Annotated in this window: 30 protein-coding genes; 22 read left to right on the top strand and 8 right to left on the bottom strand. The window is 69.1% G+C overall.

The annotated features are described in order from the left end of the window. The first annotated feature begins 1 nt into the window (after position 1). A complete protein-coding gene (locus ACXPWS_RS26190) occupies positions 2-1,375 on the top strand; it encodes an APC family permease (protein ID WP_458709441.1) in 1,374 nt (457 codons plus the stop codon). Between the two features lie 10 nt (positions 1,376-1,385). Here the strand turns inward: ACXPWS_RS26190 and ACXPWS_RS26185 are convergent, their stop codons facing one another. Continuing rightward, complete coding sequence (locus tag ACXPWS_RS26185) at positions 1,386-2,282, bottom strand: LysR family transcriptional regulator (RefSeq protein ID WP_458709440.1); 897 nt, start codon at positions 2,280-2,282, stop codon at positions 1,386-1,388. Positions 2,283-2,374: 92 nt separating this feature from the next. Between ACXPWS_RS26185 and gabT the strand changes: the two genes are divergently transcribed. From gabT to ACXPWS_RS26125, 12 genes are all read left to right on the top strand, one after another. After that, entirely contained in the window at positions 2,375-3,709 is a 1,335-nt protein-coding gene (gene gabT / locus ACXPWS_RS26180; RefSeq protein WP_458709439.1) for a 4-aminobutyrate--2-oxoglutarate transaminase, read from the top strand. Further along, complete coding sequence (locus ACXPWS_RS26175) at positions 3,706-4,974, top strand: Glu/Leu/Phe/Val family dehydrogenase (RefSeq protein ID WP_458709438.1); 1,269 nt, start codon at positions 3,706-3,708, stop codon at positions 4,972-4,974. Before gabT ends, ACXPWS_RS26175 begins: the two co-directional genes overlap by 4 nt. Continuing rightward, positions 4,971-6,458, top strand: coding sequence for an NAD-dependent succinate-semialdehyde dehydrogenase (locus tag ACXPWS_RS26170; protein WP_458709437.1), 1,488 nt, complete (start codon positions 4,971-4,973; stop codon positions 6,456-6,458). Before ACXPWS_RS26175 ends, ACXPWS_RS26170 begins: the two co-directional genes overlap by 4 nt. 186 nt (positions 6,459-6,644) lie before the next feature. Beyond that, the gene (locus ACXPWS_RS26165) at positions 6,645-7,637 is read left to right on the top strand and encodes an alcohol dehydrogenase catalytic domain-containing protein (RefSeq protein ID WP_458709436.1); all 993 of its coding nucleotides are present in this window, start codon (positions 6,645-6,647) and stop codon (positions 7,635-7,637) included. Between the two features lie 49 nt (positions 7,638-7,686). Continuing rightward, the gene (locus ACXPWS_RS26160) at positions 7,687-8,292 is read left to right on the top strand and encodes a TetR/AcrR family transcriptional regulator (RefSeq protein ID WP_458709435.1); all 606 of its coding nucleotides are present in this window, start codon (positions 7,687-7,689) and stop codon (positions 8,290-8,292) included. A gap of 141 nt (positions 8,293-8,433) precedes the next feature. Beyond that, positions 8,434-9,741: a glutamate-1-semialdehyde 2,1-aminomutase gene (hemL, locus tag ACXPWS_RS26155; protein WP_458709434.1), complete on the top strand. Its 1,308-nt coding sequence runs from the start codon at positions 8,434-8,436 to the stop codon at positions 9,739-9,741. Continuing rightward, positions 9,738-10,352: a histidine phosphatase family protein gene (locus tag ACXPWS_RS26150; protein WP_458709433.1), complete on the top strand. Its 615-nt coding sequence runs from the start codon at positions 9,738-9,740 to the stop codon at positions 10,350-10,352. Before hemL ends, ACXPWS_RS26150 begins: the two co-directional genes overlap by 4 nt. Then, positions 10,352-10,933: a TlpA disulfide reductase family protein gene (locus tag ACXPWS_RS26145; protein ID WP_458709432.1), complete on the top strand. Its 582-nt coding sequence runs from the start codon at positions 10,352-10,354 to the stop codon at positions 10,931-10,933. Before ACXPWS_RS26150 ends, ACXPWS_RS26145 begins: the two co-directional genes overlap by 1 nt. Next, positions 10,930-11,697 (top strand): cytochrome c biogenesis CcdA family protein, encoded by a 768-nt coding sequence (locus tag ACXPWS_RS26140; protein WP_458709431.1) that lies wholly within the window; start codon positions 10,930-10,932, stop codon positions 11,695-11,697. The genes ACXPWS_RS26145 and ACXPWS_RS26140 overlap by 4 nt, the downstream gene beginning before the upstream one ends. Before the next feature lie 44 nt (positions 11,698-11,741). After that, positions 11,742-13,280, top strand: a complete 1,539-nt coding sequence (resB, locus tag ACXPWS_RS26135; protein ID WP_458713700.1) for a cytochrome c biogenesis protein ResB — start codon at positions 11,742-11,744, stop codon at positions 13,278-13,280. Between the two features lie 7 nt (positions 13,281-13,287). Further along, positions 13,288-14,268, top strand: coding sequence for a c-type cytochrome biogenesis protein CcsB (ccsB, locus tag ACXPWS_RS26130; protein ID WP_458709430.1), 981 nt, complete (start codon positions 13,288-13,290; stop codon positions 14,266-14,268). 2 nt (positions 14,269-14,270) lie between these two features. Continuing rightward, the gene (locus ACXPWS_RS26125; protein WP_458709429.1) at positions 14,271-15,485 is read left to right on the top strand and encodes a MinD/ParA family ATP-binding protein; all 1,215 of its coding nucleotides are present in this window, start codon (positions 14,271-14,273) and stop codon (positions 15,483-15,485) included. A 4-nt stretch (positions 15,486-15,489) separates the two neighbouring features. Here ACXPWS_RS26125 and ACXPWS_RS26120 read toward each other — a convergent pair whose 3' ends face one another. Continuing rightward, a complete protein-coding gene (locus tag ACXPWS_RS26120) occupies positions 15,490-15,654 on the bottom strand; it encodes a hypothetical protein (RefSeq protein WP_458709428.1) in 165 nt (54 codons plus the stop codon). A 76-nt stretch (positions 15,655-15,730) separates the two neighbouring features. On the opposite strand from ACXPWS_RS26120, the gene ACXPWS_RS26115 reads away from it, so the two are divergent. Then, a complete protein-coding gene (locus ACXPWS_RS26115) occupies positions 15,731-16,006 on the top strand; it encodes a DUF4229 domain-containing protein (RefSeq protein WP_458713699.1) in 276 nt (91 codons plus the stop codon). Here the strand turns inward: ACXPWS_RS26115 and ACXPWS_RS26110 are convergent. Further along, positions 16,003-16,911 (bottom strand): LysR family transcriptional regulator, encoded by a 909-nt coding sequence (locus tag ACXPWS_RS26110; RefSeq protein ID WP_458709427.1) that lies wholly within the window; start codon positions 16,909-16,911, stop codon positions 16,003-16,005. The two genes, ACXPWS_RS26115 and ACXPWS_RS26110, sit on opposite strands and share 4 nt — an antisense overlap. Before the next feature lie 57 nt (positions 16,912-16,968). Here ACXPWS_RS26110 and ACXPWS_RS26105 point away from each other — a divergent pair, with 57 nt between their 5' ends. Further along, complete coding sequence (locus ACXPWS_RS26105; RefSeq protein WP_458709426.1) at positions 16,969-17,730, top strand: SDR family oxidoreductase; 762 nt, start codon at positions 16,969-16,971, stop codon at positions 17,728-17,730. 1 nt (position 17,731) lies between these two features. Here the strand turns inward: ACXPWS_RS26105 and ACXPWS_RS26100 are convergent, their stop codons facing one another. Next, positions 17,732-18,601 (bottom strand): 1,4-dihydroxy-2-naphthoate polyprenyltransferase, encoded by an 870-nt coding sequence (locus ACXPWS_RS26100; protein WP_458713698.1) that lies wholly within the window; start codon positions 18,599-18,601, stop codon positions 17,732-17,734. Between the two features lie 135 nt (positions 18,602-18,736). Here ACXPWS_RS26100 and ACXPWS_RS26095 point away from each other — a divergent pair, with 135 nt between their 5' ends. The 4 genes from ACXPWS_RS26095 (at position 18,737) to ACXPWS_RS26080 (ending at position 22,484) form a co-directional block, all read left to right on the top strand. Beyond that, the gene (locus ACXPWS_RS26095; protein ID WP_458709425.1) at positions 18,737-18,970 is read left to right on the top strand and encodes a hypothetical protein; all 234 of its coding nucleotides are present in this window, start codon (positions 18,737-18,739) and stop codon (positions 18,968-18,970) included. 37 nt (positions 18,971-19,007) lie between these two features. Further along, on the top strand, positions 19,008-19,784 hold the full coding sequence (locus ACXPWS_RS26090) for an S-methyl-5'-thioadenosine phosphorylase (RefSeq protein WP_458709424.1): 777 nt from the start codon (positions 19,008-19,010) through the stop codon (positions 19,782-19,784). Positions 19,785-19,827: 43 nt separating this feature from the next. Next, entirely contained in the window at positions 19,828-20,943 is a 1,116-nt protein-coding gene (locus tag ACXPWS_RS26085) for a nitronate monooxygenase (RefSeq protein WP_458709423.1), read from the top strand. A gap of 95 nt (positions 20,944-21,038) precedes the next feature. Then, positions 21,039-22,484, top strand: coding sequence for an alpha/beta hydrolase (locus ACXPWS_RS26080; protein ID WP_458713697.1), 1,446 nt, complete (start codon positions 21,039-21,041; stop codon positions 22,482-22,484). Here the strand turns inward: ACXPWS_RS26080 and ACXPWS_RS26075 are convergent. From ACXPWS_RS26075 to ACXPWS_RS26065, 3 genes are all read right to left on the bottom strand, one after another. After that, on the bottom strand, positions 22,471-22,884 hold the full coding sequence (locus tag ACXPWS_RS26075; RefSeq protein ID WP_458709422.1) for a nitroreductase/quinone reductase family protein: 414 nt from the start codon (positions 22,882-22,884) through the stop codon (positions 22,471-22,473). The two genes, ACXPWS_RS26080 and ACXPWS_RS26075, sit on opposite strands and share 14 nt — an antisense overlap. A gap of 43 nt (positions 22,885-22,927) precedes the next feature. Continuing rightward, positions 22,928-23,062, bottom strand: coding sequence for a hypothetical protein (locus ACXPWS_RS26070; RefSeq protein ID WP_458709421.1), 135 nt, complete (start codon positions 23,060-23,062; stop codon positions 22,928-22,930). A gap of 89 nt (positions 23,063-23,151) precedes the next feature. Beyond that, on the bottom strand, positions 23,152-23,832 hold the full coding sequence (locus ACXPWS_RS26065) for a phosphate signaling complex PhoU family protein (RefSeq protein WP_458709420.1): 681 nt from the start codon (positions 23,830-23,832) through the stop codon (positions 23,152-23,154). Positions 23,833-23,967: 135 nt separating this feature from the next. Here ACXPWS_RS26065 and ACXPWS_RS26060 point away from each other — a divergent pair, with 135 nt between their 5' ends. From ACXPWS_RS26060 to ACXPWS_RS26050, 3 genes are read left to right on the top strand one after another with little or no spacing between them, the layout of a single operon-like run. Continuing rightward, the gene (locus ACXPWS_RS26060; RefSeq protein ID WP_458709419.1) at positions 23,968-24,507 is read left to right on the top strand and encodes a Dps family protein; all 540 of its coding nucleotides are present in this window, start codon (positions 23,968-23,970) and stop codon (positions 24,505-24,507) included. 45 nt (positions 24,508-24,552) lie between these two features. Next, positions 24,553-25,245 (top strand): AzlC family ABC transporter permease, encoded by a 693-nt coding sequence (locus tag ACXPWS_RS26055; RefSeq protein ID WP_458709418.1) that lies wholly within the window; start codon positions 24,553-24,555, stop codon positions 25,243-25,245. After that, positions 25,238-25,561, top strand: a complete 324-nt coding sequence (locus ACXPWS_RS26050) for a branched-chain amino acid transporter permease (protein WP_458709417.1) — start codon at positions 25,238-25,240, stop codon at positions 25,559-25,561. The genes ACXPWS_RS26055 and ACXPWS_RS26050 overlap by 8 nt, the downstream gene beginning before the upstream one ends. 23 nt (positions 25,562-25,584) lie before the next feature. Here ACXPWS_RS26050 and ACXPWS_RS26045 read toward each other — a convergent pair whose 3' ends face one another. After that, positions 25,585-26,199 carry a pyridoxamine 5'-phosphate oxidase family protein gene (locus tag ACXPWS_RS26045; protein WP_458709416.1) on the bottom strand — a complete coding sequence of 205 codons (615 nt, stop codon included), beginning with the start codon at positions 26,197-26,199 and terminating at the stop codon, positions 25,585-25,587. Positions 26,200-26,206 lie beyond the last annotated feature (7 nt).

Here is a 26,206-nt window from a genome sequence, read left to right as displayed (position 1 = left end):
GATGTCCGGCGCTCCTGCCGTCGAGAGCCGGGGCGACGGCTTCGTCCCCCGTCTCACCCTGCCCTCCATCGTCGTCTTCGGCCTGGCCTACATGGCGCCGGGCGTGGTGGTTTCGACGTTCGGCGTGATCGCCGTCGCCGCGAAGGGGGCCGCCCCGACGGCCTACCTGGTGGCCACCGTCGCCATGGCGCTGACCGCGTTGAGTTACGGCAAGCTGGCCCGTTTCTTCCCGCAATCCGGTTCGGTCTACACCTACGCCCGTAAACTGCTGGACTCCCGTGTCGGATTCCTGGCGGGCTGGGCGATCCTGCTCGACTACTTCTTCCTGCCGATGGTCGCCTGGCTGATCATGGCGCTCTACCTGAACGTGCAGTTTCCCTTGCTGCCGGTCTGGGCCTGGCTGGTCGTCACCATCGCGGTCACGACGGCGATCAACGCCTTCGGAATCGTGCTGGCCGACCGGGTCAACAAGGTGCTGCTGACCCTCACCGGGCTCGGCCTGGTCGTGCTCGTCGCCGTCTGCGTGCACCACCTGGGCGGCGCCTCGGCCAGCGCGGGCTGGCACGCGCTGTGGAATCCCGTCACCTCGGTCGGCGCCGTGACCGCCGGTGCCGCCATCGCGGCGTACTCTTTCCTCGGTTTCGATGCCATCAGCACGCTCAGCGAGGAGGTGCACGACGCCCGGCGCAACGTGCCGCGCGGCATCCTGCTCACCGTCGTGCTCGGCGGCGCGATCTTCTTCGTCATCGCGCTGGTCCTGCAGTGGGTGCACCCGGGCGGTGTGTTCGAGGACGAATCGACCGCCGGGTACGCCATCGCGACCGCCGCCGGAGGCCAGCGCTTCGCCGACGTGCTCAACGTCATGGGTCTGCTCGGTGGGCTGGCCTCCTGCGTGGCGATCCAGGCCAGCACGAGCCGGCTGATGTACGTGATGGGCCGCGACGGCGTGCTGCCCCGGCGCACGTTCGGCTACCTGAGCCCGCGGTTCCGCACGCCGCTGTTCAACATCGCGCTGATCGCCGTCGTCGGCGTGTTCGCCACGAAGCTCTCCCTGGCGACCGCGACGTCGTTCATCAACTTCGGCGCGTTCCTGGCCTTCGCGATTGTCAACCTCTGCGTGGTGGCGTTGTGGTTGCGCCGGCGGCGCAGCGGCGAGCTGATGGGCGTGCTCGGCCATGTCGTGGTCCCCGTCGCCGGCGCCGTCGTCTGCCTGTACCTGATGTCGAGGCTCGGCCACACCGCCATTTATCTCGGCGTGAGCTGGTTCGTGGCCGGCATTGTCTACCTCACCGTGCTCACCCGCGGCTTCCGGCAGGACCCGCCCGAACTGAGCATCGACGATCCGAGCAGCGAGCCGGTGCCCGCGAGGTCCTGACAACCCGGCGTCACCCGGCGGCGACCTCCGGGCCGTACCGCTCCACGCAGAACGCGGCCAGCCGGTCCGCGAGCCCCGCCAGAATTCCCGCGGCGTGGTGGCGACGGTCCCAGGCAGCGTAGAGCCGGATCCGGACGGGGCCGTCCGGTGCATCGATGCCGAGCGGGACGAGGTCGAAGCGCGGGTCGTCCGAGACGACGGCCACGCCGCGGTCGGCCGCGGCGAGCGCCTGCGCCACCTGGGCGTCGGTGCACTCGATGACCTCGCCGTACGCCAGGTCCGCGCGGTCCGCGGCCACGTCGAGCAGCACGCGCGTACGGAACTCCTCGGTCAGCAGGACCAGGGTGCGGGTGACCAGCTCCGCCAGCGCGACCCGGCCCCGGTCGGCCCACGGGTCGCGGCGCCGCACGTACGCCAGCACTGGGAGCACCGCCAGCGGTCGTGACGCCAGCGCCCGCGGGGGCGGGCGGTGCACAATCGCGAGGTCGGCCCCCGAGGCGATCGCGGCCTCGGCGCCGCGTGGGTCCAGCCCGCGCAGCAGCGGGACCGGGTCGTCGCGACCGAGCGTGGCGACGAACGGAGCCAGCACGTCGGTCAGCGTCGTGCTCGGCACCGCGAGGTGTAGCCGCTGGAGGCGCCCCGAGGCCAGGGCGTGTGCGGCTTCTCCGAGCGCGTCCGCCTCGCGCAGCAGCTCCCGCGCGTGTGGCAGGAACTCCTCGCCGGCGTGGGTCAGCCGCAGCCGCCTGCCGTCGCGGTCGAACAGGCGCAGACCGGACTGGGTCTCCAGCTGGCGCAGCTGGCGCGAGAGTACGGGCTGGGTGACGTGCAGGGCAGCGGCGGCACGGGTCGCCGAGCCCTCGTCCACGGTGGCGACGAGGTAGCGCAACAGCCGCAGGTCGATGCTCACCATCCGACCCTACGTCGACCATGCCTCCTGAGCATGAAGATGTTGTCGAATAGGTCTTGGACAGCATGGGAAAGCCGGTCGAGCATGGTTCCATGCCGCTTCCTCCGCTCGACCAGACCCGCCATCTCGCCACCGCGCTCCCAGGGCCGCGCTCCCTCGAGCTGATGCGCCGCAAGCAGGCCGCCGTGAGCGCCGGCGTCGGGACCACCATGCCGATCTTCGCGGCCCGCGCGAACGGCGGCATCGTCGAGGACGTCGACGGTAACCGCTTCATCGACCTCGGCTCGGGCATCGCCGTGACGACCGTCGGCAGTAGCGCCCCGCGCGTGGTGGACGCGGTGACCCAGCAGGTCGAGGCGTTCACCCACACCTGCTTCATGGTCACGCCGTACGAGGGATATGTGGCGGTCGCCGAGCAGCTGGCCCGCGTCACCCCGGGTGATCACGAGAAGCGCACCGCGCTGTTCAACTCCGGCTCCGAGGCCGTCGAAAACGCGGTCAAGATCGCCCGCGCCCACACCGGCCGCGACGCCGTGGTGGCCTTCGACCACGCCTACCACGGCCGCACAAACCTCACCATGGCGATGACGGCGAAGAACATGCCGTACAAGTCGGGCTTCGGCCCCTTCGCCGGTGAGGTCTACCGCGCGCCGATGTCCTACCCGTTCCGCGACGCCGCGGACATCGACGGCAAGCTCGCCGCCGAGCGCGCCATCGCGATGATCGAGGCGCAGGTCGGTGCCGACCAGGTGGCCGCGCTGGTCATCGAGCCGGTCCAGGGCGAGGGCGGCTTCATTGTCCCGGCGCCCGGCTTCCTCGCCGCGCTCGCCGAGTGGTGCACGGCCAACGGCGCGCTCTTCGTGGCAGACGAGGTGCAGACCGGCTTCGGCCGCACCGGCACCTGGTTCGCCGTCGATCACGACGGCGTGGTGCCCGACCTGCTGGTCAGTGCCAAGGGCATCGCCGGCGGCCTGCCACTGTCCGCGGTGACCGGCCGCGCCGAGATCATGGACAGCGTCCACACCGGTGGCCTCGGCGGCACGTACGGCGGCAACCCGCTCGCCTGCGCTGCCGCGCTCGCCGTCATCGACACCATCGAGGCCGACGGCCTGCTCGAACGCGCCCGCCAACTCGAGGAGACCCTCGTCGGCCGGCTACGCCGGCTGCAGCAGTCCGATCCGCGCATCGGCGACGTCCGCGGCCGGGGCGCCATGGTCGCCGCCGAGTTCGTCGACCCGGCGACCGGCAAACCCGACGGCGCACTCGCCAAGGCCGTCGCCGCACACGCGCACGCCCACGGCGTCATCACACTCACCTGCGGCACCTGGGGCAACGTCATCCGCTTCCTCCCGCCGCTCAGCATCTCCGACGAGTTGCTCGACGAGGCGCTGACGATCGTCGCCGAGGGCCTGGAGCAGGCCCGATGACAGTTGTCGTGCCCGAGGCGGCTGAGCGCACCGTCCTCGACGACGCCCGCGAGCAGCTGGCCAGCGCGGTCGAGACGCTCGGCTTCGGCCCGTCGGTGTTCGCGATGCTGGCCGAGCCGCGCCGCGAGATCAGCGTGAGCATCCCGCTGCGCCGCGACGACGGCACCAGCGAGGTGCTGCGCGGTTACCGCGTGCAGCACAACTACTCGCGCGGTCCCGGCAAGGGCGGCGTGCGCTTCGACGCCCGCGTCGACATCGAGGAGGTGCGCGCGCTGGCGATGTGGATGACCTGGAAGTGCGCGCTGCTCGACGTGCCCTACGGCGGCGCGAAGGGCGGAGTGCGGGTCGACCCGCGCCGGTACAGCACCGCCGAGCTGGAGCGGATCACCCGCCGCTACACCTCCGAGATCGCACCGCTGATCGGCCCGGACAACGACACCCCGGCACCCGACATCGGCACCGACGAGCAGACCATGGCGTGGATGATGGACACCTACTCCGCGGGCCGCGGTCACACGGTGCTGGGTGTGGTCACCGGCAAGCCGATCGCGCTGGGCGGCTCGCAGGGCCGCGCCGCCTCGACCTCCCGCGGCGTCGTCGCGATCTCTGTCGAGGCGCTGCGCCACGTCGGCATCGAGGTGCGGGGTGCCCGGGCCGCTGTCCAGGGCTTCGGCAAGGTGGGCCGCGGCGCGGTCCGCTTCCTGGCGCAGGAGGGCGTGCAGGTCCTCGCCGTGAGCGACGTCTACGGCGGCATCCTCAACCGCGGCGGCCTCGACGTCGCCGCCCTGGAGCGGCACGTCGAGGAGACAGGCAGCGTCGTCGGCTTCCCCGGCGCCGAGTCGATCGCGGGCGAGGACGTGCTCACCGCCGACGTCGACCTGCTGGTCCCGGCGGCAGTCGAGGGCGTGGTGCACGCCGGCAACGCCTGCGACGTCCGCGCCCGCGTGGTCGTCGAGGGCGCCAACGGCCCGCTGACCGGCGATGCCGACCGGATCCTGGAGTCCCGCGGTGTGCTCGTCGTGCCCGACATCCTGGCCAATGCCGGCGGCGTGGTGGTGTCCTACTTCGAGTGGGTCCAGGCCAACCAGTCGTACTGGTGGAGCGAGGAGGAGGTCAACGACCGCCTCGTCGACCGGATGACCCGCGCCTGGCGCGACGTCCTGGGCTACTCCCAGGAGCGCCTGCTGACCCTGCGCCTGGCGGCCACCTGCATGGCCGTCGAACGCGTCTACCGAGCCCACGAGCTGAGAGGCCTCTACCCGTGACCGACCTGAGCACCCGACCCGAGGGCGACTCGCTCTCGCGCACCATCGTCTCGCTCGCCACCGAGCACGGTGTGCTCGTCGGCGGGCAGTGGCGCACCGGCTCCGCCGGGGCCTTCGACGTGGAGGACCCGGCCACCGGCCGGGTCATCGCCTCCGTCGCCGACGGCGACGCCCGGGACGCGGTGGCCGCGGTCGACGCGGCCGCAGGCAGCCTGCGCGCCTGGGCGGCCGTCCCGCCGCGCGGCCGCAGCGAGCTGCTCAGCCGCGTGCGTGAGCTGATGCTGCGCGACGCCGACGGGCTCGCCGAGTTGATCGCTGCCGAGAACGGCAAGTCGCTGACCGACGCCCGGGGCGAGGTCGTCTACGCGGCCGAGTTCTTCCGGTGGTACGCCGAGGAGGCCGTGCGCCCGCACGGCGACTACGGCCGCTCGCCGGCCGGCGGGACCCGCACCCTGGTCACCCACAAGCCGGTCGGCGTCGCGGCCCTCGTGACGCCGTGGAACTTCCCGGCCGCGATGGCCACCCGCAAGATCGCGCCGGCCCTCGCCGCGGGCTGCACCGTCGTGCTCAAGCCCGCCGGTGAGACCCCGCTGACCGCCTTGGCGATCGCTCGGCTGATCGCCGAGGCGGGCGTCCCCGACGGCGTGGTCAACGTGGTGCCCGGCAGCGATGCTGCCGCCATCGTGACGGCGTGGCTGGCGGACCCCCGGGTCCGCAAGATCTCCTTCACCGGGTCCACCGGGGTCGGCCGGATCCTGTTGGGGCAGGCCGCCGACCGGGTGGTGAACACCTCCATGGAGCTCGGCGGCAACGCGCCGTTCGTGGTGAGCGCCGGCGCCGACATCGCCGCCGCGGTCGACGGCGCCATGATCGCCAAGTTCCGCAACGGGGGCCAGGCCTGCACCGCGGCCAACCGCTTCTACGTGCACGCCGACGTGGCCGAGGAGTTCGTGGCCCGTTTCGGTGCGGCGGTCGAGGCGCTCCGCGTCGGCCCCGCCGAAGAGGGAAGCGACATCGGCCCGCTCATCTCGGCCAAGGCGCTGGCGGGGGTCACCCGGCTCGTCGACGGGGCGGTGGAGCGCGGCGCCACCATCGCGCACCGCGCCGCGGTGCCCGAGGACAGCAGCGGACATTTCTATCCGCCGTTGGTGCTCACCGGCCTCTCCGCCGACGACCCGCTTCTCGGCGAGGAGATCTTCGGTCCGGTCGCCCCGATCGTCGTCTGGAACGACCTCGACGAACTGCTGGCCACAGTCAACGACACCGAGTACGGCCTCGCGGCGTACGTCTTCGGTGAGTTGGCGGAGGCGTTGCGCATCGGGGAGGCACTCGAGGCCGGCATGGTGGGCGTCAACCGGGGCCTGGTCTCGGACCCGTCGGCTCCTTTCGGTGGCGTCAAGCAGAGCGGCATCGGGCGGGAGGGTGCCCGCGCCGGCCTCGAGGAGTACCTCGAGACGCAGTACCTCAGCGTCGACTGGAGCTGAGCCGGTCGCGGGCGTGTTCGACGCGGCCGACGATGCTGTCGTGCACCGCGGACTTCGTGGCCTGTCCATCGAAATCGTAAGTGTCTCAGCCATTTAGCTCCGCGGCTCTGCAATGTTGACTGATCAGTACATAACAGCTACGGTCGATCGGACAGGCGTCGCAGGCGCTCGACAGGAGATACGACGATGACACGCGCAGTGACGTTCTCGCGGGCCGGGGAGCCCGCCGAAATTCTCGAAATCAGCACCGTGGCCGCACCGCCGGAGCCCGGCTGGGGGCACATCCAGGTTCGGGTACGGGCCTTTGCCATCCACCCCGGCGATCTCCTTGCGGTCGCGATGGCCACCGACGTCGGGGCGACGCAACGCGTCGGCGTGGAGGCCGCCGGCATCATCACCGGGATCGGCCAGGGTGTGACCGGACTGACCGTCGGGCAGCGGGTCGCGTTCTTCCCGAATCCAGGATCGTGGGCGGAAACCGTGAACGTGCCTGCCGACCTGGCGGTTGCCGTTCCGGAAGGTCTCTCCGACGCGGCGGCCGCTCAGCTGATCTGCAATCCGATCACGGTGTTGATGTTGCGCCGGGCGGCAGAAGAGCATCCCGCGGTCGGCTACGACGGTGTGGTGGTCAACAACGCCGCCTCATCCTCGGTGGGGCGGCTGTTCACCACCACCGCGCAAGACCACCACATCGCCACGGTGTCGGTGGTGCGCAGTGCCCAACGGGCCGATGAGCTGAGCGCCTTGTTTCCCGAGGTGCCGGTGTTCTCCACCGATGCCGGTGATTGGCGCGACCGGTTGAGCGCGGCGGTGGGCGCTCGACCGGTCGCGGTGGTCCTCGACCCGGTCGGAGGGCGCGTCGGTACCGAGTTGTTCAACCTGCTGGCCCCCGGTGGAACGCTGATCAGTTACGGGCAGCTGGAACCCGATCCGTTCGTGCTGCAGCCGTTGGATCTGGTGCAGGGCTCACGCGGTCTGCGCGGCATGACGGTCTTCCGCTGGTTGACCGATGCCTCGGCAGCTCAACGCGCCTCCGATATCGCCGCCGCCCTGGCCATGGTCAGCGCCCACCCGCAGGCGCTCGCCCCGGCCGCGGTTTACCGACTCGACGACATCGGGGCCGCGGTGCGACACGTATCGGCGCCGGGCAAGGTCGGCACCGTCGTCGTCACCGTCTGAGCCGCAGCGAGTTCTGTACCGATATGTCGTAAACATTTAGGATGCCCCGATGGCACGCCCGCGCAAGTTCGACGAAGATGAGGTGGTCGCGGCCAGTCGCGACCTGTTCTGGGCTCAGGGCTACGAGGCGACCAGCGTCGATGACCTCAGCGCGGTGACCGGCCTGGGCCGGGGCAGCTTCTACAAAGCCTTCGGCGACAAACACTCCCTGTTTGTGCGCAGCCTGGAGCTGTATTGCGCTCAGATGTCGGAGGTCATCCAGGCCGATCTGCGCAATCCGGAGTTGAGTGCCTACGACCGGCTAGTGGCCCATGTCCGCGGGCTCACCGCGGCGATCGTCTCCGATACCGGCCGTCGAGGTTGCCTGTTGGCCAAGAGCGCGGACGAACTCTGTCCCGCCGACGCCGACGTCGCCAAACGGGTGAAACGCACCCTCGACGGATGGTTGCGGGAGTTGACCGCCACGATCAGTGCCGCCCAGGCGGACGGCGACATCCCGGCCGGCACCGACGCCACGGCCTTGGCGAGCCTGCTGCTCGCGGTACTGCGGGGCATGGAATCGCTGCGCAAAGGCGGGGTGGCGGCCTCGGCCGTGCAGGCCGCCGCCGAACAGGCCATCGCATTGATCGCCGCCCCGGTGCCCGCGGCCGGCTGATCGCATGGCGTCCTGGCCGCTGGCATTCCGCCAGCGTGAAGGCGGTAAAGCTGGCCCCAGCGAGGTGCCCGGGACGGTCACCGGGTGTGCCCACTACACCCTGTAGTTTGCGTTTCCCGTGCGGCTGGGACACTGGTCTCCATGACAAGTGCCGTATCCGTGTCGGCCTCCGCTGCATTGTTCGCCGACGCGTCCTCGGTCATCCCCGGCGGCGTGAACTCGCCGGTGCGGGCCTTCAGCGCGGTCGGCGGCACCCCACGGTTCATCACCAAAGCCGGCGGCAGCCGGCTGACCGACGCGGACGGCAACCACTACGTCGACCTGGTGTGTTCCTGGGGGCCGATGATCCTGGGCCACGCCCACCCCGCCGTGGTGGAGGCGGTGCAGCGGGTCGCCGCCGACGGGCTGTCCTTCGGCGCCCCGACGCCGGCGGAGACCGAGCTGGCCCGCGCCATCATCGAGCGCGTCGCCCCGGTGCAGCGCATCCGGTTCGTGAACTCCGGCACCGAGGCCACCATGAGCGCCATCCGGCTGGCCCGTGGCTACACCGGCCGACCGAAGATCATCAAGTTCTCCGGTTGCTATCACGGCCACAGTGACGCCCTGCTGGCCGACGCCGGCTCGGGGGTGGCGACGCTGGGCCTGCCGTCCTCACCCGGTGTCACAGGGGCGGCCGCCGCGGACACCATCGTGCTGCCCTACAACGACGTCGCCGCCGTCGAAGAGGTGTTCGCCGCGCACGGCGAGCAGATCGCCTGCGTCATCAGCGAAGCCAGTCCCGGCAACATGGGCACGGTCGCTCCGCGGCCCGGCTACAACGCCGCGCTGCGCCGGATCACCGCCGAGCACGGCGCGCTGTTGATCCTCGATGAGGTGATGACGGGTTTCCGGGTGCACCGGTCGGGTTGGTACGGCCTGGATCCTGTGGACGCCGATATCTTCACCTTCGGCAAGGTGATGAGCGGTGGGCTCCCTGCGGCCGCGTTCGGTGGCCGCGCCGAGGTGATGGAGCGGTTAGCCCCGCTCGGCCCGGTGTACCAGGCCGGCACCCTGTCCGGAAATCCGGTCGCGATGGCCGCCGGCCTGGCGACGCTGGCCGCCGCCGACGACGCCGCCTACGCCACGCTGGACGCCAACGCCGACCGGCTGGCCGGGTTGCTCACCGATGCGCTCACCGAAGCCTCGGTGGCGCACCATATTTCGCGGGCCGGCAACTTTCTCACGGTGTTCTTCGGTGATGTCGCGCCGACCGACTTCGCCACCGCGAAGGCCACCGAGACCTGGCGTTATCCGGCCTTCTTCCACGCGCTGCTGGACGCCGGTGTCTACCCGCCGTGCAGCGCGTTCGAAACCTGGTTCGTGTCAACGGCTCTGGACGACGCCGCCTTCGAACACATCGCCGCCGCGCTGCCGCACGCGGCCCGGGCGGCCGCCGAGGTCACCCGGTGACACAGAGAACGACGGTGCACGTGATGCGCCACGGTGAGGTGTTCAACCCGGAGAAAGTGCTCTACGGCCGGCTGCCTGGCTACCACCTGTCCGACCGCGGCCGGGCGCAGGCCCGGGCCGCCGCGGATTGGCTGGCCACCCACGACATCACCTATGTGGTGGCCTCCCCACTGGAACGCGCGCAGGAGACCGCCGCGCCGATCGCCGAGAAGCACGGTCTGTCCATCGACACCGACGGGGACCTCATCGAATCGTGGAACCAGTTCGAGGGTGAGCGGGTGGCCCCCGGCGACGGGGCGCTGCGCGACCCGCGCAACTGGCCGAAGCTGCGCAACCCGCGCAAGCCATCCTGGGGCGAGCCGTATGACGAGATCGCCCCGCGGATGACGGCGGCGCTGCACCGGGCCCGCGCGAAAGCCGAAGGGCACGAAGCGGTCTGCGTCAGCCATCAGTTGCCGGTCGAGACGCTGCGGCGGGCCATGACCGGGCGCAAGCTGGCGCATCTGCCGCTGCCGCACAGCCGGTTGTGCAATCTGTCGTCGATCACCTCCTTCGTCTTCGACGGTGACGAGCTGATCCGGTGGGCCTATACGGAGCCCTGGGGTCTGTAGTGCGCATCCTCGTTACCCTGACACTGTTGCTGGCCGTGCTCACCGGTTGTTCCACCGGTGACGACGCCGTGGCTCAGGGTGGCACCTTCGAATTCGTCGCCCCCGGGGGCAAGACCGACATCTTCTACGATCCGGCCGAAAAACGCGGTACCCCAGGCAAACTCGCCGGACCCGATCTGATGGACCCCAACCGCACGCTGTCGCTGGACGACTTCGCGGGCAAGGTTGTCGTCATCAACGTGTGGGGGCAGTGGTGCGGCCCCTGCCGCTCGGAGATCCCGCAATTGGAGCAGGTGTACCAACAGACCCGCAACCTCGGCGTCGCATTCCTGGGTATCGACGTACGGGATTACAACCGGGATGCCGCAAAGGATTTCGTCATCGACCGCAAGGTCGGCTTCCCGTCGATCTATGACCCGCCGATGCGCACCATGATCGCGTTCGGCGGGAAGTACCCGACCACCGTCATCCCGTCCACCGTCGTGCTGGACCGACAGCACCGGGTGGCCGCGGTGTTCCTGCGCGAGCTGCTGGCCGCCGATCTACTGCCGGTGGTCCAGCGTCTGGCTGCCGAGCGGTGAACCCCGCCGACGTCGTAGCCAACGGCCCGGTGCTGCTGGCCCTGGGGGTCAGCGTGCTGGCCGGCCTGGTGTCCTTCGCGTCGCCCTGTGTTGTGCCGCTGGTGCCCGGCTATCTGTCCTATCTGGCGGGTGTGGTCGGGGTCAGCGAGGGCCCGGTGTCCGGCGGGTCACGGGCCGGCAGGTGGCGGGTGGTCGGCGCGGCCGCACTGTTCGTCGCGGGCTTCACGTCGGTGTTCCTGCTCGGCAGCGTCGCGGTGCTCGGCATGACGACGGCGGTGATCACCAATGAGGCCCTGCTGCAACGTATCGGCGGGGTGGTCACCATTGCGATGGGCCTGATCTTTGTCGGCTTCATCCCGTTGCTGCAGCGTGAGGCACGCTTCGCCCCGCGTCAGCTGTCGACGCTGGGCGGCGCACCGCTGCTCGGCGCGGTGTTCGCGCTGGGCTGGACGCCGTGCCTGGGGCCGACGCTGACCGCGGTCATCGCGGTGGCATCGGCCACCGAAGGGTCCGCGGTGGTGCGCGGCATCGCCCTGGTGATCGCGTACTGCCTGGGTCTCGGGGTGCCGTTCGTGCTGCTGGCCTTCGGCTCGTCGCGCGCGGTGCGCGGGCTGGGCTGGCTGCGCGCGCACACCCGGGGCATCCAGATCTTCGGCGGCGTGCTGATGATCGCCGTCGGCGTCGCGTTGGTCACCGGGTTGTGGGGCGATTTCGTGGCGTGGGTACGCGACGCGTTCGTCAGTGATGTGAGGCTTCCGATATGACGGCCGTCCAGCCGGCGGGCAAGAGCGCACCGACCCGGGGACTGATGAAGGTCTGGGCGCTGATCCGTAACACCTGGCGGACCCTGACCTCCATGGGCACCGCGCTGGTGCTGCTGTTCCTGCTCGCGCTGGGCGCCATTCCGGGCGCCTTGCTGCCGCAGCGCAGCCTCAACGCCGCCAAGGTCGACGAGTACCTGGCCCAGCACTCGACCATCGGGCCGTGGCTGGACAAGGTCCAGGCCTTCGACGTGTTCTCCAGTTTCTGGTTCACCTCGATCTACGTGCTGTTGTTCGTCTCGCTGGTGGGCTGTCTGACCCCACGACTGGCCGAGCACATGCGAAGTCTGCGGGCGACGCCGGTGGCCGCCCCGCGCAACCTGGCGCGGCTGCCCAAGCATCACGAAACCGAGATCGACGGTGCCGCCGAGGCGCTGGCCGCCACCATGACCGATCGGCTGAAGGGCTGGCGGCGCACCACCCGCCACGACGGCGACGTCACCGAAATCTCGGCGGAGAAGGGTTACCTGCGCGAGTTCGGCAACATCGTCTTCCATTTCTCCTTGCTGGGCCTGCTGGTGGCGGTCGCCGCGGGCAAGCTGTTCGGCTACGAGGGCAACGTCATCGTGATCGCCGACGGCGGCCCCGGATTCTGTTCGGCCTCACCGGCCGCCTTCGACTCGTTCCGCGCCGGCAACACCGTCGACGGCACCGCGCTGTACCCGATCTGCTTGCAGGTCAACGATTTCGACGCCGAGTACCTGCCCAGCGGTCAGGCCGTCAGCTTCGCGGCCAATATCCGCTACCAGGACGGTGCCGCGCTGAACACCGACACCTGGCAGCCGTACCGTCTCGAGGTCAACCACCCGCTGCGTATCGGCGGGAACCGGGTGTACCTGCAGGGCCACGGCTACGCGCCGACGTTCACGGTGACCTTCCCGGACGGCCGTACGCGCACCACCACGGTGCAGTGGCGCCCCGACGATCCGCTGACCCTGCTGTCCTCCGGGGTGATCCGGGTCGATCCGCCCGGGGGCACCTATCCCGACCCCGACGAGCGTCGCAAACACCAGATCGCCGTGCAGGGCCTGTTCGCCCCGACCGAACGGCTCGACGGCACCCTGCTGTCCTCCAGTTTCCCGGCACTCAACGATCCCGCGGTGGCCATCGACATCTACCGCGGTGACGCCGGGCTGGACACCGGGCGCCCACAGTCGCTGTTCACCCTCGACCCGCGGCTGATCGGCCAGGGCCGGCTGACCAAACAGGCCCGGGTCAACCTCAAGGCCGGCGAGCAGACCCGGCTGGACGACGGCACCACCATCCGGTTCGACGGCGCGGTGCCGTTCATCAACCTGCAGGTTTCCCACGATCCGGCGCAGCTGTGGGTGCTGGTGTTCGCCATGTCGATGATGGGCGGGCTGCTGGTGTCGCTGGTGGTGCGCCGGCGTCGCGTGTGGGTGCGGCTGCGTCCCGGCCCGGCGGGTACCGTAAGCGTCGAGCTGGGGGGTCTGGCCCGGACCGACAACTCCGGGTGGGGTGACGAGTTCGAGCGGCTCACCGTGAAGCTGCTGGGAGAAGAGTGACGCGCGCATGAATACAACGCACATCGACATCGAATTGTCCCGCTATTCGGACTGGGCGTACACGTCATCGGTGGTCGTGCTGGTGGTCGCGCTGCTGCTGCTGGCCGTCGAACTGGCGTACTCGCGGGGCCGCAAGGTCGAGGCCCGCGAATTGGTCGGGGCCGCCGCGACATCGCGGGTCGGTGCCGACAGCCTGACACCCGGCGTCGTCGCCGAGACGTCATCGCGGTCGGCCGACGAGCGTGTCGGCCGTGCCGGTCTGGCGCTGGTGTACGTGGGTATCGCCCTGCTCGCCACCTGCATCGTGCTGCGCGGCCTGGCCACGGCGCGGGTGCCGTGGGGCAACATGTACGAATTCATCAATCTGACCTGCTTCTCCGGTCTGATCGCCGGTGCGATCGTGCTGCGCAAACCACAGTTCCGCGCGCTCTGGGTGTTCGTGCTGGTGCCGGTGCTGATCTTGCTGACGGTCTCCGGGCGCTGGCTGTACACCAACGCCGCCCCGGTGATGCCCGCGCTGCAGTCCTACTGGCTGCCGATCCACGTCTCGGTGGTCAGCCTGGGTTCCGGGGTGTTCCTGGTGGGCGGTGTGGCCAGCATCCTGTTCCTGCTCAAGATGTCTCCGCTGGCCGAGCGGGACAACGGCTTGGGCCGGATGATCAGCCGGCTGCCGGACGGGCAGACCCTGGACCGGATCGCCTACCGCACCACCATCTTCGCGTTCCCGGTGTTCGGTTTCGGCGTCATCTTCGGGGCCATCTGGGCCGAGGAGGCGTGGGGTCGTTATTGGGGTTGGGACCCCAAGGAGACGGTGTCGTTCATCGCCTGGGTGGTGTACGCCGCATATCTGCACGCGCGGTCCACCGCGGGCTGGCGTGACCGCAGGGCCGCCTGGATCAACGTCGTCGGCTTCGTGGCGATGGTGTTCAACCTGTTCTTCATCAACCTGGTCACGGTGGGCCTGCATTCCTACGCCGGGGTGGGCTGACCGTGCCGCTCGGACCCGACCAGCCCGTCAACTTCCGTGGGCAGCAGCGTTTCAGCGATCCGGGGCAGGAGGTGCCGCCGGAGTGGACCGCGCCGACCCCGCCGCACGGGATTCCGGTGATCGGCGGTGGCGGCGGTGGCGGCCAGGCGAGCGCAGCGACGGGAAATGTTCCGGCGAGCGCAGCGACGGGAAATGTTCCGGCGAGCGCAGCGACGGGAAATGTTCCGGCGAGCGCAGCGACGGGAAATGTTCCCGTCCCGCCTGCCGACCAGACCAGCCCGTTCCCGCTGCCTGCGCCCTACCTGGATCTGTCCACGGTTGCGCTGCTCGGCCAGCCGAAGCGGGCACCGTCGGGTGGCTGGCGGCGCTGGCTGTACCTGGCCACGTTCAAGACCGTCAATCTGGGCGAAAGCCCGAAGGTCACCGACTACAACAACCTGCTCGGCGAGGTGGGCCGCCCGTTGCGGGGCTGCTACCGGATCGCGCTGCTGTCGCTCAAGGGCGGCGTCGGCAAAACCACGATCACCGCGACCCTGGGTGCCACCTTCGCCTCCACCCGCGGTGACCGCGTCATCGCGGTGGATGCCAATCCCGACCGCGGCACGCTGAGCCAGAAGGTTCCGCTGGAGACGCCGGCCACGGTGCGGCACCTGTTGCGCGACGCCGAGGGCATCAACAGCTACAGCGATGTCCGCCGCTACACCAACCAGGGGCCCAGCCGGCTGGAGGTGCTGGCCTCGGAGAGCGATCCGGCGGTGTCGGAGGCGTTCAGCTCGCAGGACTACACCAGGACACTGGAGGTGCTGCAGCGTTATTACAGCCTGGTGCTGACCGACTGCGGCACCGGCATGCTGCACTCGGCGATGGCGGCGGTGCTGTCCAACGCGGATGTGCTGATCGTGGTGAGTTCGGGATCGGTGGACGGTGCCCGCTCGGCGTCGGCGACCCTGGACTGGCTGGACGCCCATGGCCATCAGGAGATGGTGCGCAATGCGATCGCGGTGGTGAATGCGGTGCGTCCGCGTTCGGGCAAGGTGGACCTGCAGAAGGTCACCGATCACTTCGCGCGGCGCTGCCGGGCGGTGTTGCAGGTGCCGTTCGATCCGCATCTGGAGGAGGGCGCCGAGATCAGCCTCGAGCGGCTCAAACCGCAGACCCGCGAGGCCTTGATCAAATTGGCCGCGGTGGTCGCGGCGGGGTTCCCGAACGCGGGGTAGCGGGCTAACTACGGGGGTTGTTGTCCCCGTGGCCGAGACGCCGCAGGAAGTCCGGGTCGTCGTCGGGACCGATCACCCGGGTGCGCGGCCGATCTGCCGAAGCCCGCACCACCCGCCATACCGCGTATGCAAGCCCGGCCACGATCAGGACCAGGAGTAAGTACTGCAACGAAAACCTCCTTGATCCGAATATACGCGCCGTGGGTAGGCTCGGGCCCGTGTCTGAAGGTCGGCCGGGTTCCCGGATGCTGCGTGACGTCGGAGCTTATCTTGTGGCCCGGCTGGCGCTTGCCGCCGTGCTCACCGTCGTCATCGTCGGGGCGGGTCATCTCCTCGGTATCCGCGAGTTTCCGTTGATCGTGGCGGTGCTGTTCGCCATCGTGTTGGCACTGCCCTTGGGCATCTGGGTTTTCGCGCCGCTGCGACGCCGTGCCACGGCCAGCATCGCCGAGTTCGACGAACGCCGTCGCCAGGACCGGGAATCGTTGCAGGCCCGGTTGCGTGGCGACGACGAGCCCTAGTCGGCTGCCGCCGCCCGCACCACCCCGCGCAGCCAGTGGTGGCGCCGGTCGTTGTCGAAGGCGGGATTCCAGATCATCTGGTATGCCATGGTGGCGATCTCGGCCGGCGCGGGCCGGGCAGCCAGCCCGGTGTCCTCGGTCCAGCCGGCCGCGAGCCGGTCGGGAAGCGTTGCGATCAAATCGGTTCCGGGTAGCAGTCCGGTCGCGGCGGAGTGGTAGGGCACGGTGACGGCGGCCTGCCGTGGCCGGTCCAGCGCGACCAGCGGTCGATCGACGGCGCTCTGCCGGCCGTCGGCGGTGTCGATGACGATGTGCGGGTAGCGCAGGTATCCGGACAAGGTGAGCGCCGGTGCTGCGGCCAGTGGGTGGCCGGCGGCCATGACGCAACTGAAGGTCTCGACGAACAGCGGTGCGGACTGCAGGTCGGCGGGCAGGTCACCACCGTAGAGGCCGATATCGACTGCGCCGCTGCGGATGTGCTCGATGATCCCGTCCAGGCGCAGATTGCGGAACCGCACCGGTGAGTCGGGGGAGTGGTCGCGGATACGCCGGGTGATCGGCGGTCCGAAGACCGCCACGGCGTAGTCACTTCCGGCCAGGTTCACCGGTTGGCTGGCCTGGCTCGGGTCGAAATCATTGGGCGACAACATATTCTGCAAGAGCGGCACCACGGTGGTGAGTTGTTCGTAGATCTCCTCGGCCCGGGCGGACAGCCGGAAGCCCTGTGGGTCGCGGATCAGCAGAGGATCGTCGAGCACCCGGCGCAGCCGCTGTAAGGCCCGGCTCATCGCGGGCTGGCTCAGGCCCACCCGGGTGGCCGCCCGGGATACCTGGCGCTCCTCGAGAAGGGCGACCAGTGGGGTCAGCAGGTTGAGGTCCACCCGATCGATATGCGTCGTGAGCATGCAAGGCATCATAAGAATGCATGTGACAGATGGCGACAGATCCCGCAGGCTGGACCCATGAAGATCACCGGGAACACCGTATTCATCCCCGGCGCCACCAGCGGGATCGGACTGGCGTTGGCACTTGCGTTGCGGGACAAGGGAAACACGGTCATCGTCGGCGGCCGCCGACGCGAGCTACTGGACCGGATCGCCGCCGAGCACGGCTTGGAGGTGGTGCGCATCGACACCGCGGACCCGGCCAGCATCGCCGCTGTGGCGGCCGACGTGCTGGCGGCCCATCCCGAGCTCAACGTGCTGGTGGCGATGGCCGGGGTGATGCACATCGAGGACTGGCACCACCCCGAGTCGTTCCTGGCCGCGGCGGAATCCACCGTCACCACCAACGTGCTGGGGCCGATCCGGCTGCTCGCCGGGTTCATCGAGCACCTGCAGTCCCGGCCCGGTGCCACCGTCATCACGGTGTCCTCGGGCCTGGCGTTCACCCCGCTGAAGGTGACCCCGAGCTACAACGCCTCCAAGGCGGCCATTCATCTGCTCACCGAGTCGTTGCGGCTGCAGTTCGCCGGCTCGGGCGTCGAGTTCAAGGAATTGCAGCCGCCCGCGGTCCGTACCGATCTGCTGCCGGGACAGGCCGAAAGCGAATGGGCCATGCCGTTGCAGGATTTCGTCGACGAGGTGATGGGCATCCTGGAGAACGACCCGGATGTCGACGAGATCCAGGTGGAGAACGTGAAATTCCTGCGGTACGCCGAGGTCAGGGGCGAATACGACCATGCGGTCGCGGTGCTGAACTCCGCCGATCCGCACGCGAGCTGATTCAGCCGAACGTCAGCGCCGCCGCCACCGCGACCGACCACACCAGCATCGTCAGCCCGGTGTCGCGCAGCACCGGAATCAGCTCGCGCCCGCCCAGACCGCGCCGCACCGGCCCAGCCGCGCGCAGCGCCAGGGGGGCGGCCAGCAGACCCGCGGCGCACCACGGGGTGGCCAGCATGAGTACCAGGGTCAGCACGAAGGGCAGGACCACGAGCGCCTGATAGAGCGCCCGGGTGCGGGCATCGCCCAGGCGCACCGCGAGGGTGATCTTCTGCGACTCGGTGTCGGTTGGGATATCGCGCAGGTTGTTGGCCACCAGCACCGCCGAGGACAGGCAGCCGGTCGCCACCGCGGCGGCCAGACCGACCCAGTCCACCCGCAACGTCTGGGTGTACTGGGTGCCCAACACGGCGACCAGTCCGAAGAAGACGAACACCGCGACCTCGCCCAGTCCGCGGTAGCCGTACGGCGTCGAACCGCCGGTGTACAGCCAGGCCCCGGCGATACAGGCGGCGCCGACGGCGATCAGCCACGGCTGGCTGGCGATTGCCAGCACCAGGCCCGCACCGGCGCCGACCAGCAGGCTGATCACGGCTGCGGTGAGCACCGCACGCGGGGATGCCACCTTCGAGCCCACCAGCCGCAGCGGACCCGAGCGCACATCGTCGGTGCCGCGGATCCCGTCGGAATAGTCGTTGGCGTAGTTCACTCCGACGATCAGGGCCAGTGACACCACCAGCGCCAGCAGCGCCTTCCACCACACCGCGCCCCCGAGCCACGCGGCCGCCCCGGTCCCGGCGATGACGGGGGCGACGGCATTGGGCAGGGTGCGAGGGCGTGCGCCTTCCACCCACTGCGCAAAGGTAGCCATGCGGGTCATCGTCGCACGCTGCGACATTGGGCCTGTGTCGCACGCTGCGACATTGGGCCTGTGTCGCACGCGTCGCCGGTGCGCCGTGACGAGCGGCACCTTGTCACGTGGCGCACGCCACGTGACACTTGTCTCATGACCGACCGCCTGAGCAAGACCGAAATCACCAAAGATGCGCTGCAGGAAGGTGTCGAATCCGTGGCCTCGACCGTGGGTGAGGTGGCGGCCATCATCACCACCGCGGTGAAGGATGTGGCGAACGCCATCGGTGGGCTGGCCACCGACGCGTTCGCCATCAGGGACGCCGCCAAGCAGGCCGCCGAAAAGGCCGAAGTGGAGGCCACCTTGTCCCAGCCAGCGCAGGACTGAGACAAGACCGACCGCGGCCGTATCCCACAATGGTCGGATGCTCGGAGTAATCGGCGGCAGCGGCTTCTATTCGTTCTTCGGTCCTGATGCGCGCAGCATCAACCTGGACACCCCGTACGGCACGCCGAGTGCCGCGATCACCGTCGGCGCCGTGGGCGAGCACGAGGTCGCGTTCCTGCCGCGGCATGGCGTGCACCACGAGTTCTCCCCGCACACCGTGCCCTACCGCGCCAACATGTGGGCGCTGCGGGCGCTGGGAGTGCGACGCATCTTCGCGCCGTGTGCAGTCGGCAGTCTGACCCCGCAGCTCGGTCCCGGCGCGATGGTGGTGCCCGATCAGCTGGTGGACCGCACCAGTGGGCGTTGCGACACCTACTTCGACGCCGGAGGCATCCACGTCGGCTTCGCCGACCCCTATTGCCCGGCGCTGCGGGCCGCGGCCGCCGATCTGCCCGGGGTGGTCGACGGCGGCACCATGGTGGTGATCCAGGGTCCGCGGTTTTCCACCCGCGCCGAGAGCCGGTGGTTCGCCGGGCAGGGCTTCACCTTGGTCAACATGACCGGCTATCCCGAGGCCGTGCTGGCTCGTGAGTTGGAAATGTGTTATGCAGCAATAGCTTTGGTGACCGATCTGGATGCCGGAGTGGAGCAGGGCGCCGGGGTGCGGGCGGTCGACGTCTTCGCCGAGTTCGAACGCAACATGGTCGGCTTCAAGAAACTGGTGCGCGAAGCCCTCGCGGGCGTGCCGCACGAGCGCACCTGCACGCACTGTCTGGCGCACGAGGGCGTGACGTTGCCGTTCGAACTGCCGTAGGGGGCGGCTTCCGTCAAACTTGACGGGTGTCGATAATGAGCGGATGACATCGGCCCTGTGCACGCAGTACGGCATCGACTTCCCGCTCTTCGCGTTCAGCCACTGCCGCGACGTGGTGGCCGCGGTCACCAACGCGGGCGGTTTCGGCGTGCTGGGTGGCGCCGCCTTCACCCCTGACCAGCTGGAGCAGGAACTCACCTGGATCGACCAGCACGTCAACGGCAAGCCCTATGGCGTCGACATCATCGTGCCCGCCAAATTCGAGGGCAAGGGCGAGCAGCTCAGCAAGGACGATCTGGCCGCCCGGATCCCGCAGGGCCACCGCGACTTCATCGACAACCTGCTGCGCGAACACGGTATCGAGCCCGATCCCAAACCCCGTACCGGTGCGCCGGTGCTGGCCGGCGGCACCGGAGCCGATCTGCTGCAGGTCGCGCTGGGCCATCCCATCAAGCTGATGGCCAACGCGCTCGGCGTGCCACCGGACTACATGATCGAGGCCGGCCGTGAGCACGGCATCCCGGTGGCCGCCCTGGTCGGCGCCAAGGAGCACGCCGTCAAACAGGTCGCCGCGGGGGTGGACCTGATCGTCGCGCAGGGCACCGAGGCCGGTGGGCACTGCGGTGAGGTGTCGACGCTGGTGGTGGTTCCCGAAGTGATCGAAGCGATCGACAATGCGGTGCCCGTGCTGGCTGCCGGCGGCATCGTCACCGGCAAGCAGATGGCGGCGACGGTCGCGCTCGGCGCTGCCGGGGCGTGGACCGGGTCGGTGTGGTTGACCACCGAAGAGGCCGAGACCGAACCGCACACGGTGGCCAAGATGCTGGCCGCGAGTTCACGGGACACGGTGCGTTCGGCGGGCCGCACCGGTAAGCCGTCGCGGCAGCTGGTGTCGGACTGGACCGACGCCTGGGCGCCCAAGGGTGGGCAGCAGCCGCTGCCGCTGCCGTTGCAGAACATGCTCAGCGAGCCGGTGCTTCGGCGCATCGACGCGATGGCCGCCCAGGGGCACGACGGGGCGCAGGCGCTGGCCACCTATTTCGTCGGTCAGGGTGTCGGTTTGATGAACAAGGTCAAGCCGGCGCGGGACGTGGTACTCGAATTCATCGAGGATTACGTCGCCGCGACGGAGCGGCTGAGCGCGTCACTACCCGACTGAGGGCCGTCAGCTGGGCAGATATGTGCCCGCTGTGCGTCAAACCCGTTGTCTCACAGCGGGCGTAAAGATTACGCCGTCATGATGTCGGTGTGACGATGCTGCTCGCCGACGCTGTTGCAGCGGATCCGTATCACCACGGCCTGTCGTTGCTGCGGGGCTGGCTGCCGATCGTGATCCAGCTGGTGACGGCCGCGATACTGGTGGCCGCCGTCGGGTGGCGCACCCGGCGCTGGCGGGTGCTCTGGATTCCGCTGGCGCTGCTGGCCGGGGTCGCCGCGGCGGCCTGGGCGCACTGGTTCATCGACGCCCAGGGCATGGCCGACGATCCGGCACCCGATGAACTCTGGGTGTGGATCGGCTTGAGTGGCCTGGCGATCGGCGTCGCGGTGTTCGGCTGGGCCTCGGCGGGCTGGTGGCGCCGTGCGGTGTCGACGCTGGCGGTGGCGACGTGTCTGCTCAGCACGGCACTGGCGGTCAACCTCTGGGTCGGCTACTTCCCGACGGTGCAGACCGCATGGAACCAGCTGACCGCCGGGCCGCTGCCCGACGAGACGGATCTGGCCACCGTGCAGGCGCAGAAGGCCGGCCACACCGTGCCCACGCACGGGGCCGTGGTGCCGGTGACCATCCCGGCCGATGCCTCGGGGTTCAAGCATCGTCAGGAACTGGTGTACCTGCCGCCGGCCTGGTTCGCCGGTGACACCAAACTCCCGACGGTGATGATGATCGGCGGCGAGTTCAACACCCCGGCCGACTGGCTGCGCACCGGCGACGCCGCCGCGGCCATGGACAATTTCGCGGCCGCGCACGGCGGCAACGCCCCGGTGTTCGTGTTCGTCGACAGTGGCGGATCGTTCAACAACGACACCGAATGCGTCAACGGGCCGCGCGGCAATGTCGCCGACCATCTCACCAAAGATGTGGTGCCCTATATGAACTCGACCTTCGGGGTGAGCCCGGCCGCGGCCAATTGGGGCATCGTGGGCTGGTCCATGGGCGGAACCTGTGCGGTCGACCTGACCGTCATGCATCCCGACTTGTTCAGCGCGTTCGTCGACGTCGCCGGTGACCTGGGGCCCGTCGCCGGCACCAAGGAACAGACCGTGGCGCGGTTGTTCGGCGGCAGCGAGGCCGCGTGGGCGCAGTTCGATCCGACCACGGTGATGAACGCGCACGACAGCTACCGGGGCGTGTCGGGATGGTTCGAGATCTCCAGCACCCCGCAGACTCCACGCAAAGTCGACCAGGCCGCGGCGAACGACGCGGTGGGGCTGGGCGGCCGGGATGCCGGGGGTAATCCGGGTGATCAGACGGCGGCAGCCCATTCGTTGTGCGCACTCGGCACCACCAAGGGGATGAGCTGCGCTGTGGTCGCCGCACCGGGTAAACACGACTGGCCGTTCGCGAAGTCGACGTTCACCGATTCGCTGCCCTGGCTGGCGGGTCAACTCGGGACCCCGGGCGTGCCCCGCATCGGATTCCCGGCGGCGCCCGTCGCGGTGGCGCCGACCAACGTGGCCGAACCCGCTACCGGTAAGTGATGCGGACCGAGATCGGATCGCTCTCCATGGCCCGCATGGTCAGCGCGGTCGCCGAACCGCCGAAGGTGCGTGCCCTGCTCCGTACATCGTCTTCTGGCTCGAAAGTGGCTGTTCCGCTTCGCCATTGATCGTCAACCCGGACCCGAACCTCCGGGTTGGCGGCGATGTTGTGCGCCCAGCCGGCGCGCCGGCCGTGTTGAGAGATGACCCAGACGCCCGACTCGTCGGCGCGGCCGGCCAATGGCACTCGCCGCGGCAAGCCGGATTTGGCGCCGGTGGTCTCCAATTCGACGATCAGGCGGGACCGTACGCCGACCTTGTCCAAGGCGGCAACCACCGGGTTCATCACCAGTCGTCCGAGTCGGCGTTCGAATTTGAACTTGCGCACTGCGTCACTCATGGTTAACGACGATAATAGAACAATCTTTCAATAACAAGACCGTTCAGTCGGGCGGTTCCTGGGTCGGGGTGCCCGTGTCCACATCCGGGGTGTCTTTCTCCAGGTCACCGTCCTCGGTGGTCTTCGGTGCCGGCTGTTCGTCCGGCTCGTCTCGGTAAATTCCGTCTCCGCGTGGCATGGCAACTCCTGATCGTGGCGGCGAGGTCAGGACGGCTCGCCGGCTACCGCGGTCGCGTACCGGAGATCTGGCATGACGAAACTCGCCTCCTAGTTGGGGGACATGCTGATGTGGGGGAGCCGTCCGGACGTCTGGAAAACGACCCGTCGGGCGATGCCGACAGCGTGATCGGCAAATCGTTCGTAGAACCGGCCGAGCACCATGACACTGGCCGCCGCCATCGGGCCGTGCTCCCAGCTGTCGTCGAGCACCATGATGAACAACCTGCGGTGCAGGTCGTTCATCACCTCGTCGCCGTCGGGGATGTGCTGTGCCACAGCGACATCACCGTTGACCACGGCGCAGCGCGCGTGCTCGGCCAGAAGCAGGGCTTGGCGTCCCATCTGCGCGAACACCGGCCGCGCATCGGCAGGGACGGCGGCGACGTGGCGCCGGCGCTGCTCCTTGGCGATGTTCGCGGCCAGCCCGCCCATCCGGTTTGCGTCGGCCGCGATGGGAAACGCCGACATCACCACCCGCAGATCGTGTGCCACCGGCGCCTGCAGGGCCAGGATCGAGAAGGCACGCTCATCGACGCAGTGGTACAGCCGAGTCAACCGGGCCACCTCGACATCGCAATGACGGGCCGCCTCGCGGTCCGACCGCAGCAGCGCATCCGTGGCGCACTCCATGCTGGCCGCGGCAAGTGCGCACATCTCACCCAGTTCGGCGGTCAAGCGGTCGATTTCCGCGTGGAACTCCGTGCGCATGGTGCGGGGTACCCGGCGCACGTGAGAGTTCAAACTCGTTATTCGCCGCCGGCGTGCCATCGGATTACCCGCGCTGGAGCCGTTCAACCGAATTGGTTGGCCCGGGCCGCGCCGGGGTACCCGCAGCCGGTAACCCCATGCGTAAGGAGCGAATTGATGTCTGACTTCACCATTCCCGGTCTCTCCGAAAAGGACGGCCGAAAGATCGCCGATATGCTGCAGAAACAGCTCAGCACCTACAACGATCTGCATCTGACTCTCAAGCACGTGCACTGGAACGTGGTGGGGCCCAATTTCATCGGCGTGCACGAGATGATCGATCCCCAGGTGGAACTGGTGCGTGGATTCGCCGATGACGTCGCCGAGCGGATCGCCGCACTCGGGGCATCGCCGCAGGGCACACCGGGCGCGATCCTCAAGGACCGGGTGTGGGACGACTATTCGGTGGGCCGCGACACGGTCCAGGCGCACCTGGCCGCGCTGGACCTGGTGTACGACGGCGTGGTGGCCGATATCCGGAAGGCGATCGCCACCCTGGACGACCTGGATCTGGTATCGCAGGATCTGCTCATCGGGCAGGCCGGACAGTTGGAGAAGTTCCAGTGGTTTGTCCGGGCCCACCTGGAGAGCGCGGGCGGGGAACTGGCGAACAAGGGCAAGCGCACCGAAAAGAGCGCGGCCAAAGCGGCTCGATGACGGGCCTCTGACGGACCGATCCGCCGGCACGGCCAGAATGTCTCGATGGCCGAGCGTGAGCATCCCGCCCGCGCGGTACTGCGCCTGTCGGCGCCGATAGGCCTGGCGTTCATCCCGTTGGGGATGGCGCTGGGCTTTTTGGTGGTGCATGCAGGGCTGGCGTGGTGGTGGGCTCCCGTCTTCGCCGCGGTGATCTACGCGGGGTCACTGGAATTCCTGATGGTCGGGCTGGCCGCCGCGGGCGCACCGATCGCCACCGTGGCGTTGACCAGTCTGGTGGTGAATTCCCGGCACCTGTTCTACGCGCTGTCGTTCCCGCTGCACCGGATCCGCGGTCGCTGGGCCAAGCTGTACAGCACCTACGTGCTCTCCGACGAGGCGTACGCAGTGGGTGTCAGCCCAGCGGCCGCAGGCTGGACCAGCCGGCAGATCCTGTTGATGCAGTGCGGTTTCCACCTCACCTGGGCGGGTTCGGCGGGCCTGGGTGGGCTACTGGGGAGTGCCCTACCGGTGCAGCGGCTGCAGGGCCTGGATTTCGCGCTGACCGCCTTGTTCATCGTGCTGGGCCTCGACGCCTACCGGCAGCGGCCGGACCGGATCACGGCGGCGGTGGCGGCGGGGTGTGCGGTGGCCGCTTGGCTGGTGGTGCCCGATCAGCTGCTGGTGTGCGCCTTCGCCGCGTTCACCGGAGCCCTGCTGGTGCGGTTCGCGATGACCGGCTCCCGAGCCGATGGCTGAACCCGGCCACATCGCCGCGCTGGTGGCGGTCAGCGCGGCGGTGACGTGGGCGCTGCGGGCGCTGCCGTTCGCGGTGCTGGCGCCCATGCGGCACAGCGTGATCGTCAAATACCTGAGCCTGCACATGCCGCTCGGCGTGATGGTGATGCTTGCCCTCTACACCATCCGCGGTGTCACCGAAGCGACTGTGCCCCAGCAGGTCTGGATGGGCATCGCGGTGGCCGTGACGGTCGGCCTGCACCTGTGGCGCCGCCAGGCGCTGCTGTCCATCCTGGCAGGTACCGTGGTGTACGTCGTGCTCATGACGGCCGGGTGACGCCTGGAGCGTGCCGCGCCACCTCAATAGAGCAGGGTGCGCAGGTGCTCCTCGCTGTAGTACTTCTGCAATTCCTGCAGGCTCTGATCCGGTTTGAACGACCTGGCCAGCTGGGCCGTGCTCGGCATCGCCTCGGGATCCCAGGTCTCCGGCTTCCAGGTGTCCGAGCGCAGAAACGCCTTGGCGCAGTGGAAGAAGACCTCCTCGACGGCGATCTCCATGGCCAGGATCGGCCGCTTCCCGCCGATCGCCATCGCGTCGAAATAGGGAGCGTCGGCCAGGATCTGGGCGTGGCCGTTGACCCGGACGGTGTCCCCGCGGCCGGGAATGACGAACAGCGTGCCGACCCGGGGCCGCTGCAGCACGTTGAGGTAGCCGTCGACGCGCTTGTTGCCGGGCCGTTCCGGGATGGCGATGGTGTGCTCGTCGAGCACGCGCACGAATCCGGGTGGATCGCCCTTGGGGGACACGTCCACCCGGCCGTCGGCGTCGGTGGTGGCGACGAAGCACAACGGCGAATGTGAGATCCAGTCCTGATGGATGTCGGACAGCCGGTCGGTCACCTTGTTGGCGACGGCGGCGGAGGGCTGCCCGACGATGGCCCGGAGTTCTTCGGCGGTCGTGACTTCGGTTCGCATCGGTCCA

It is taken from the genome of Mycobacterium sp. BMJ-28 (assembly GCF_054404835.1).
The sequence above is the reverse complement of the archived record's forward strand: the minus strand, read 5'-3'. Positions and strand labels throughout refer to the sequence as shown.

What these genes read in the sequence shown, in the direction of transcription:
- ACXPWS_RS26100 (WP_458713698.1), bottom strand. Translation starts at nt 18,601, where the DNA reads ATGGCTACCTTTGCGCAGTGGGTGGAAGGCGCACGCCCTCGCACCCTG.
- ACXPWS_RS26050 (WP_458709417.1), top strand. Translation starts at nt 25,238, where the DNA reads ATGGCTGAACCCGGCCACATCGCCGCGCTGGTGGCGGTCAGCGCGGCG.
- ACXPWS_RS26060 (WP_458709419.1), top strand. Translation starts at nt 23,968, where the DNA reads ATGTCTGACTTCACCATTCCCGGTCTCTCCGAAAAGGACGGCCGAAAG.
- resB (WP_458713700.1), top strand. Translation starts at nt 11,742, where the DNA reads ATGAAGGTCTGGGCGCTGATCCGTAACACCTGGCGGACCCTGACCTCC.
- ACXPWS_RS26045 (WP_458709416.1), bottom strand. Translation starts at nt 26,199, where the DNA reads ATGCGAACCGAAGTCACGACCGCCGAAGAACTCCGGGCCATCGTCGGG.
- ACXPWS_RS26160 (WP_458709435.1), top strand. Translation starts at nt 7,687, where the DNA reads ATGGCACGCCCGCGCAAGTTCGACGAAGATGAGGTGGTCGCGGCCAGT.
- ACXPWS_RS26190 (WP_458709441.1), top strand. Translation starts at nt 2, where the DNA reads ATGTCCGGCGCTCCTGCCGTCGAGAGCCGGGGCGACGGCTTCGTCCCC.
- ACXPWS_RS26165 (WP_458709436.1), top strand. Translation starts at nt 6,645, where the DNA reads ATGACACGCGCAGTGACGTTCTCGCGGGCCGGGGAGCCCGCCGAAATT.
- ACXPWS_RS26105 (WP_458709426.1), top strand. Translation starts at nt 16,969, where the DNA reads ATGAAGATCACCGGGAACACCGTATTCATCCCCGGCGCCACCAGCGGG.
- ACXPWS_RS26090 (WP_458709424.1), top strand. Translation starts at nt 19,008, where the DNA reads ATGCTCGGAGTAATCGGCGGCAGCGGCTTCTATTCGTTCTTCGGTCCT.
- ACXPWS_RS26085 (WP_458709423.1), top strand. Translation starts at nt 19,828, where the DNA reads ATGACATCGGCCCTGTGCACGCAGTACGGCATCGACTTCCCGCTCTTC.
- ACXPWS_RS26055 (WP_458709418.1), top strand. Translation starts at nt 24,553, where the DNA reads ATGGCCGAGCGTGAGCATCCCGCCCGCGCGGTACTGCGCCTGTCGGCG.
- ACXPWS_RS26070 (WP_458709421.1), bottom strand. Translation starts at nt 23,062, where the DNA reads ATGCCACGCGGAGACGGAATTTACCGAGACGAGCCGGACGAACAGCCG.
- hemL (WP_458709434.1), top strand. Translation starts at nt 8,434, where the DNA reads ATGACAAGTGCCGTATCCGTGTCGGCCTCCGCTGCATTGTTCGCCGAC.
- ACXPWS_RS26110 (WP_458709427.1), bottom strand. Translation starts at nt 16,911, where the DNA reads ATGCTCACGACGCATATCGATCGGGTGGACCTCAACCTGCTGACCCCA.
- ACXPWS_RS26080 (WP_458713697.1), top strand. Translation starts at nt 21,039, where the DNA reads ATGCTGCTCGCCGACGCTGTTGCAGCGGATCCGTATCACCACGGCCTG.
- gabT (WP_458709439.1), top strand. Translation starts at nt 2,375, where the DNA reads ATGCCGCTTCCTCCGCTCGACCAGACCCGCCATCTCGCCACCGCGCTC.
- ACXPWS_RS26175 (WP_458709438.1), top strand. Translation starts at nt 3,706, where the DNA reads ATGACAGTTGTCGTGCCCGAGGCGGCTGAGCGCACCGTCCTCGACGAC.
- ccsB (WP_458709430.1), top strand. Translation starts at nt 13,288, where the DNA reads ATGAATACAACGCACATCGACATCGAATTGTCCCGCTATTCGGACTGG.
- ACXPWS_RS26075 (WP_458709422.1), bottom strand. Translation starts at nt 22,884, where the DNA reads ATGAGTGACGCAGTGCGCAAGTTCAAATTCGAACGCCGACTCGGACGA.
- ACXPWS_RS26115 (WP_458713699.1), top strand. Translation starts at nt 15,731, where the DNA reads ATGCTGCGTGACGTCGGAGCTTATCTTGTGGCCCGGCTGGCGCTTGCC.
- ACXPWS_RS26095 (WP_458709425.1), top strand. Translation starts at nt 18,737, where the DNA reads ATGACCGACCGCCTGAGCAAGACCGAAATCACCAAAGATGCGCTGCAG.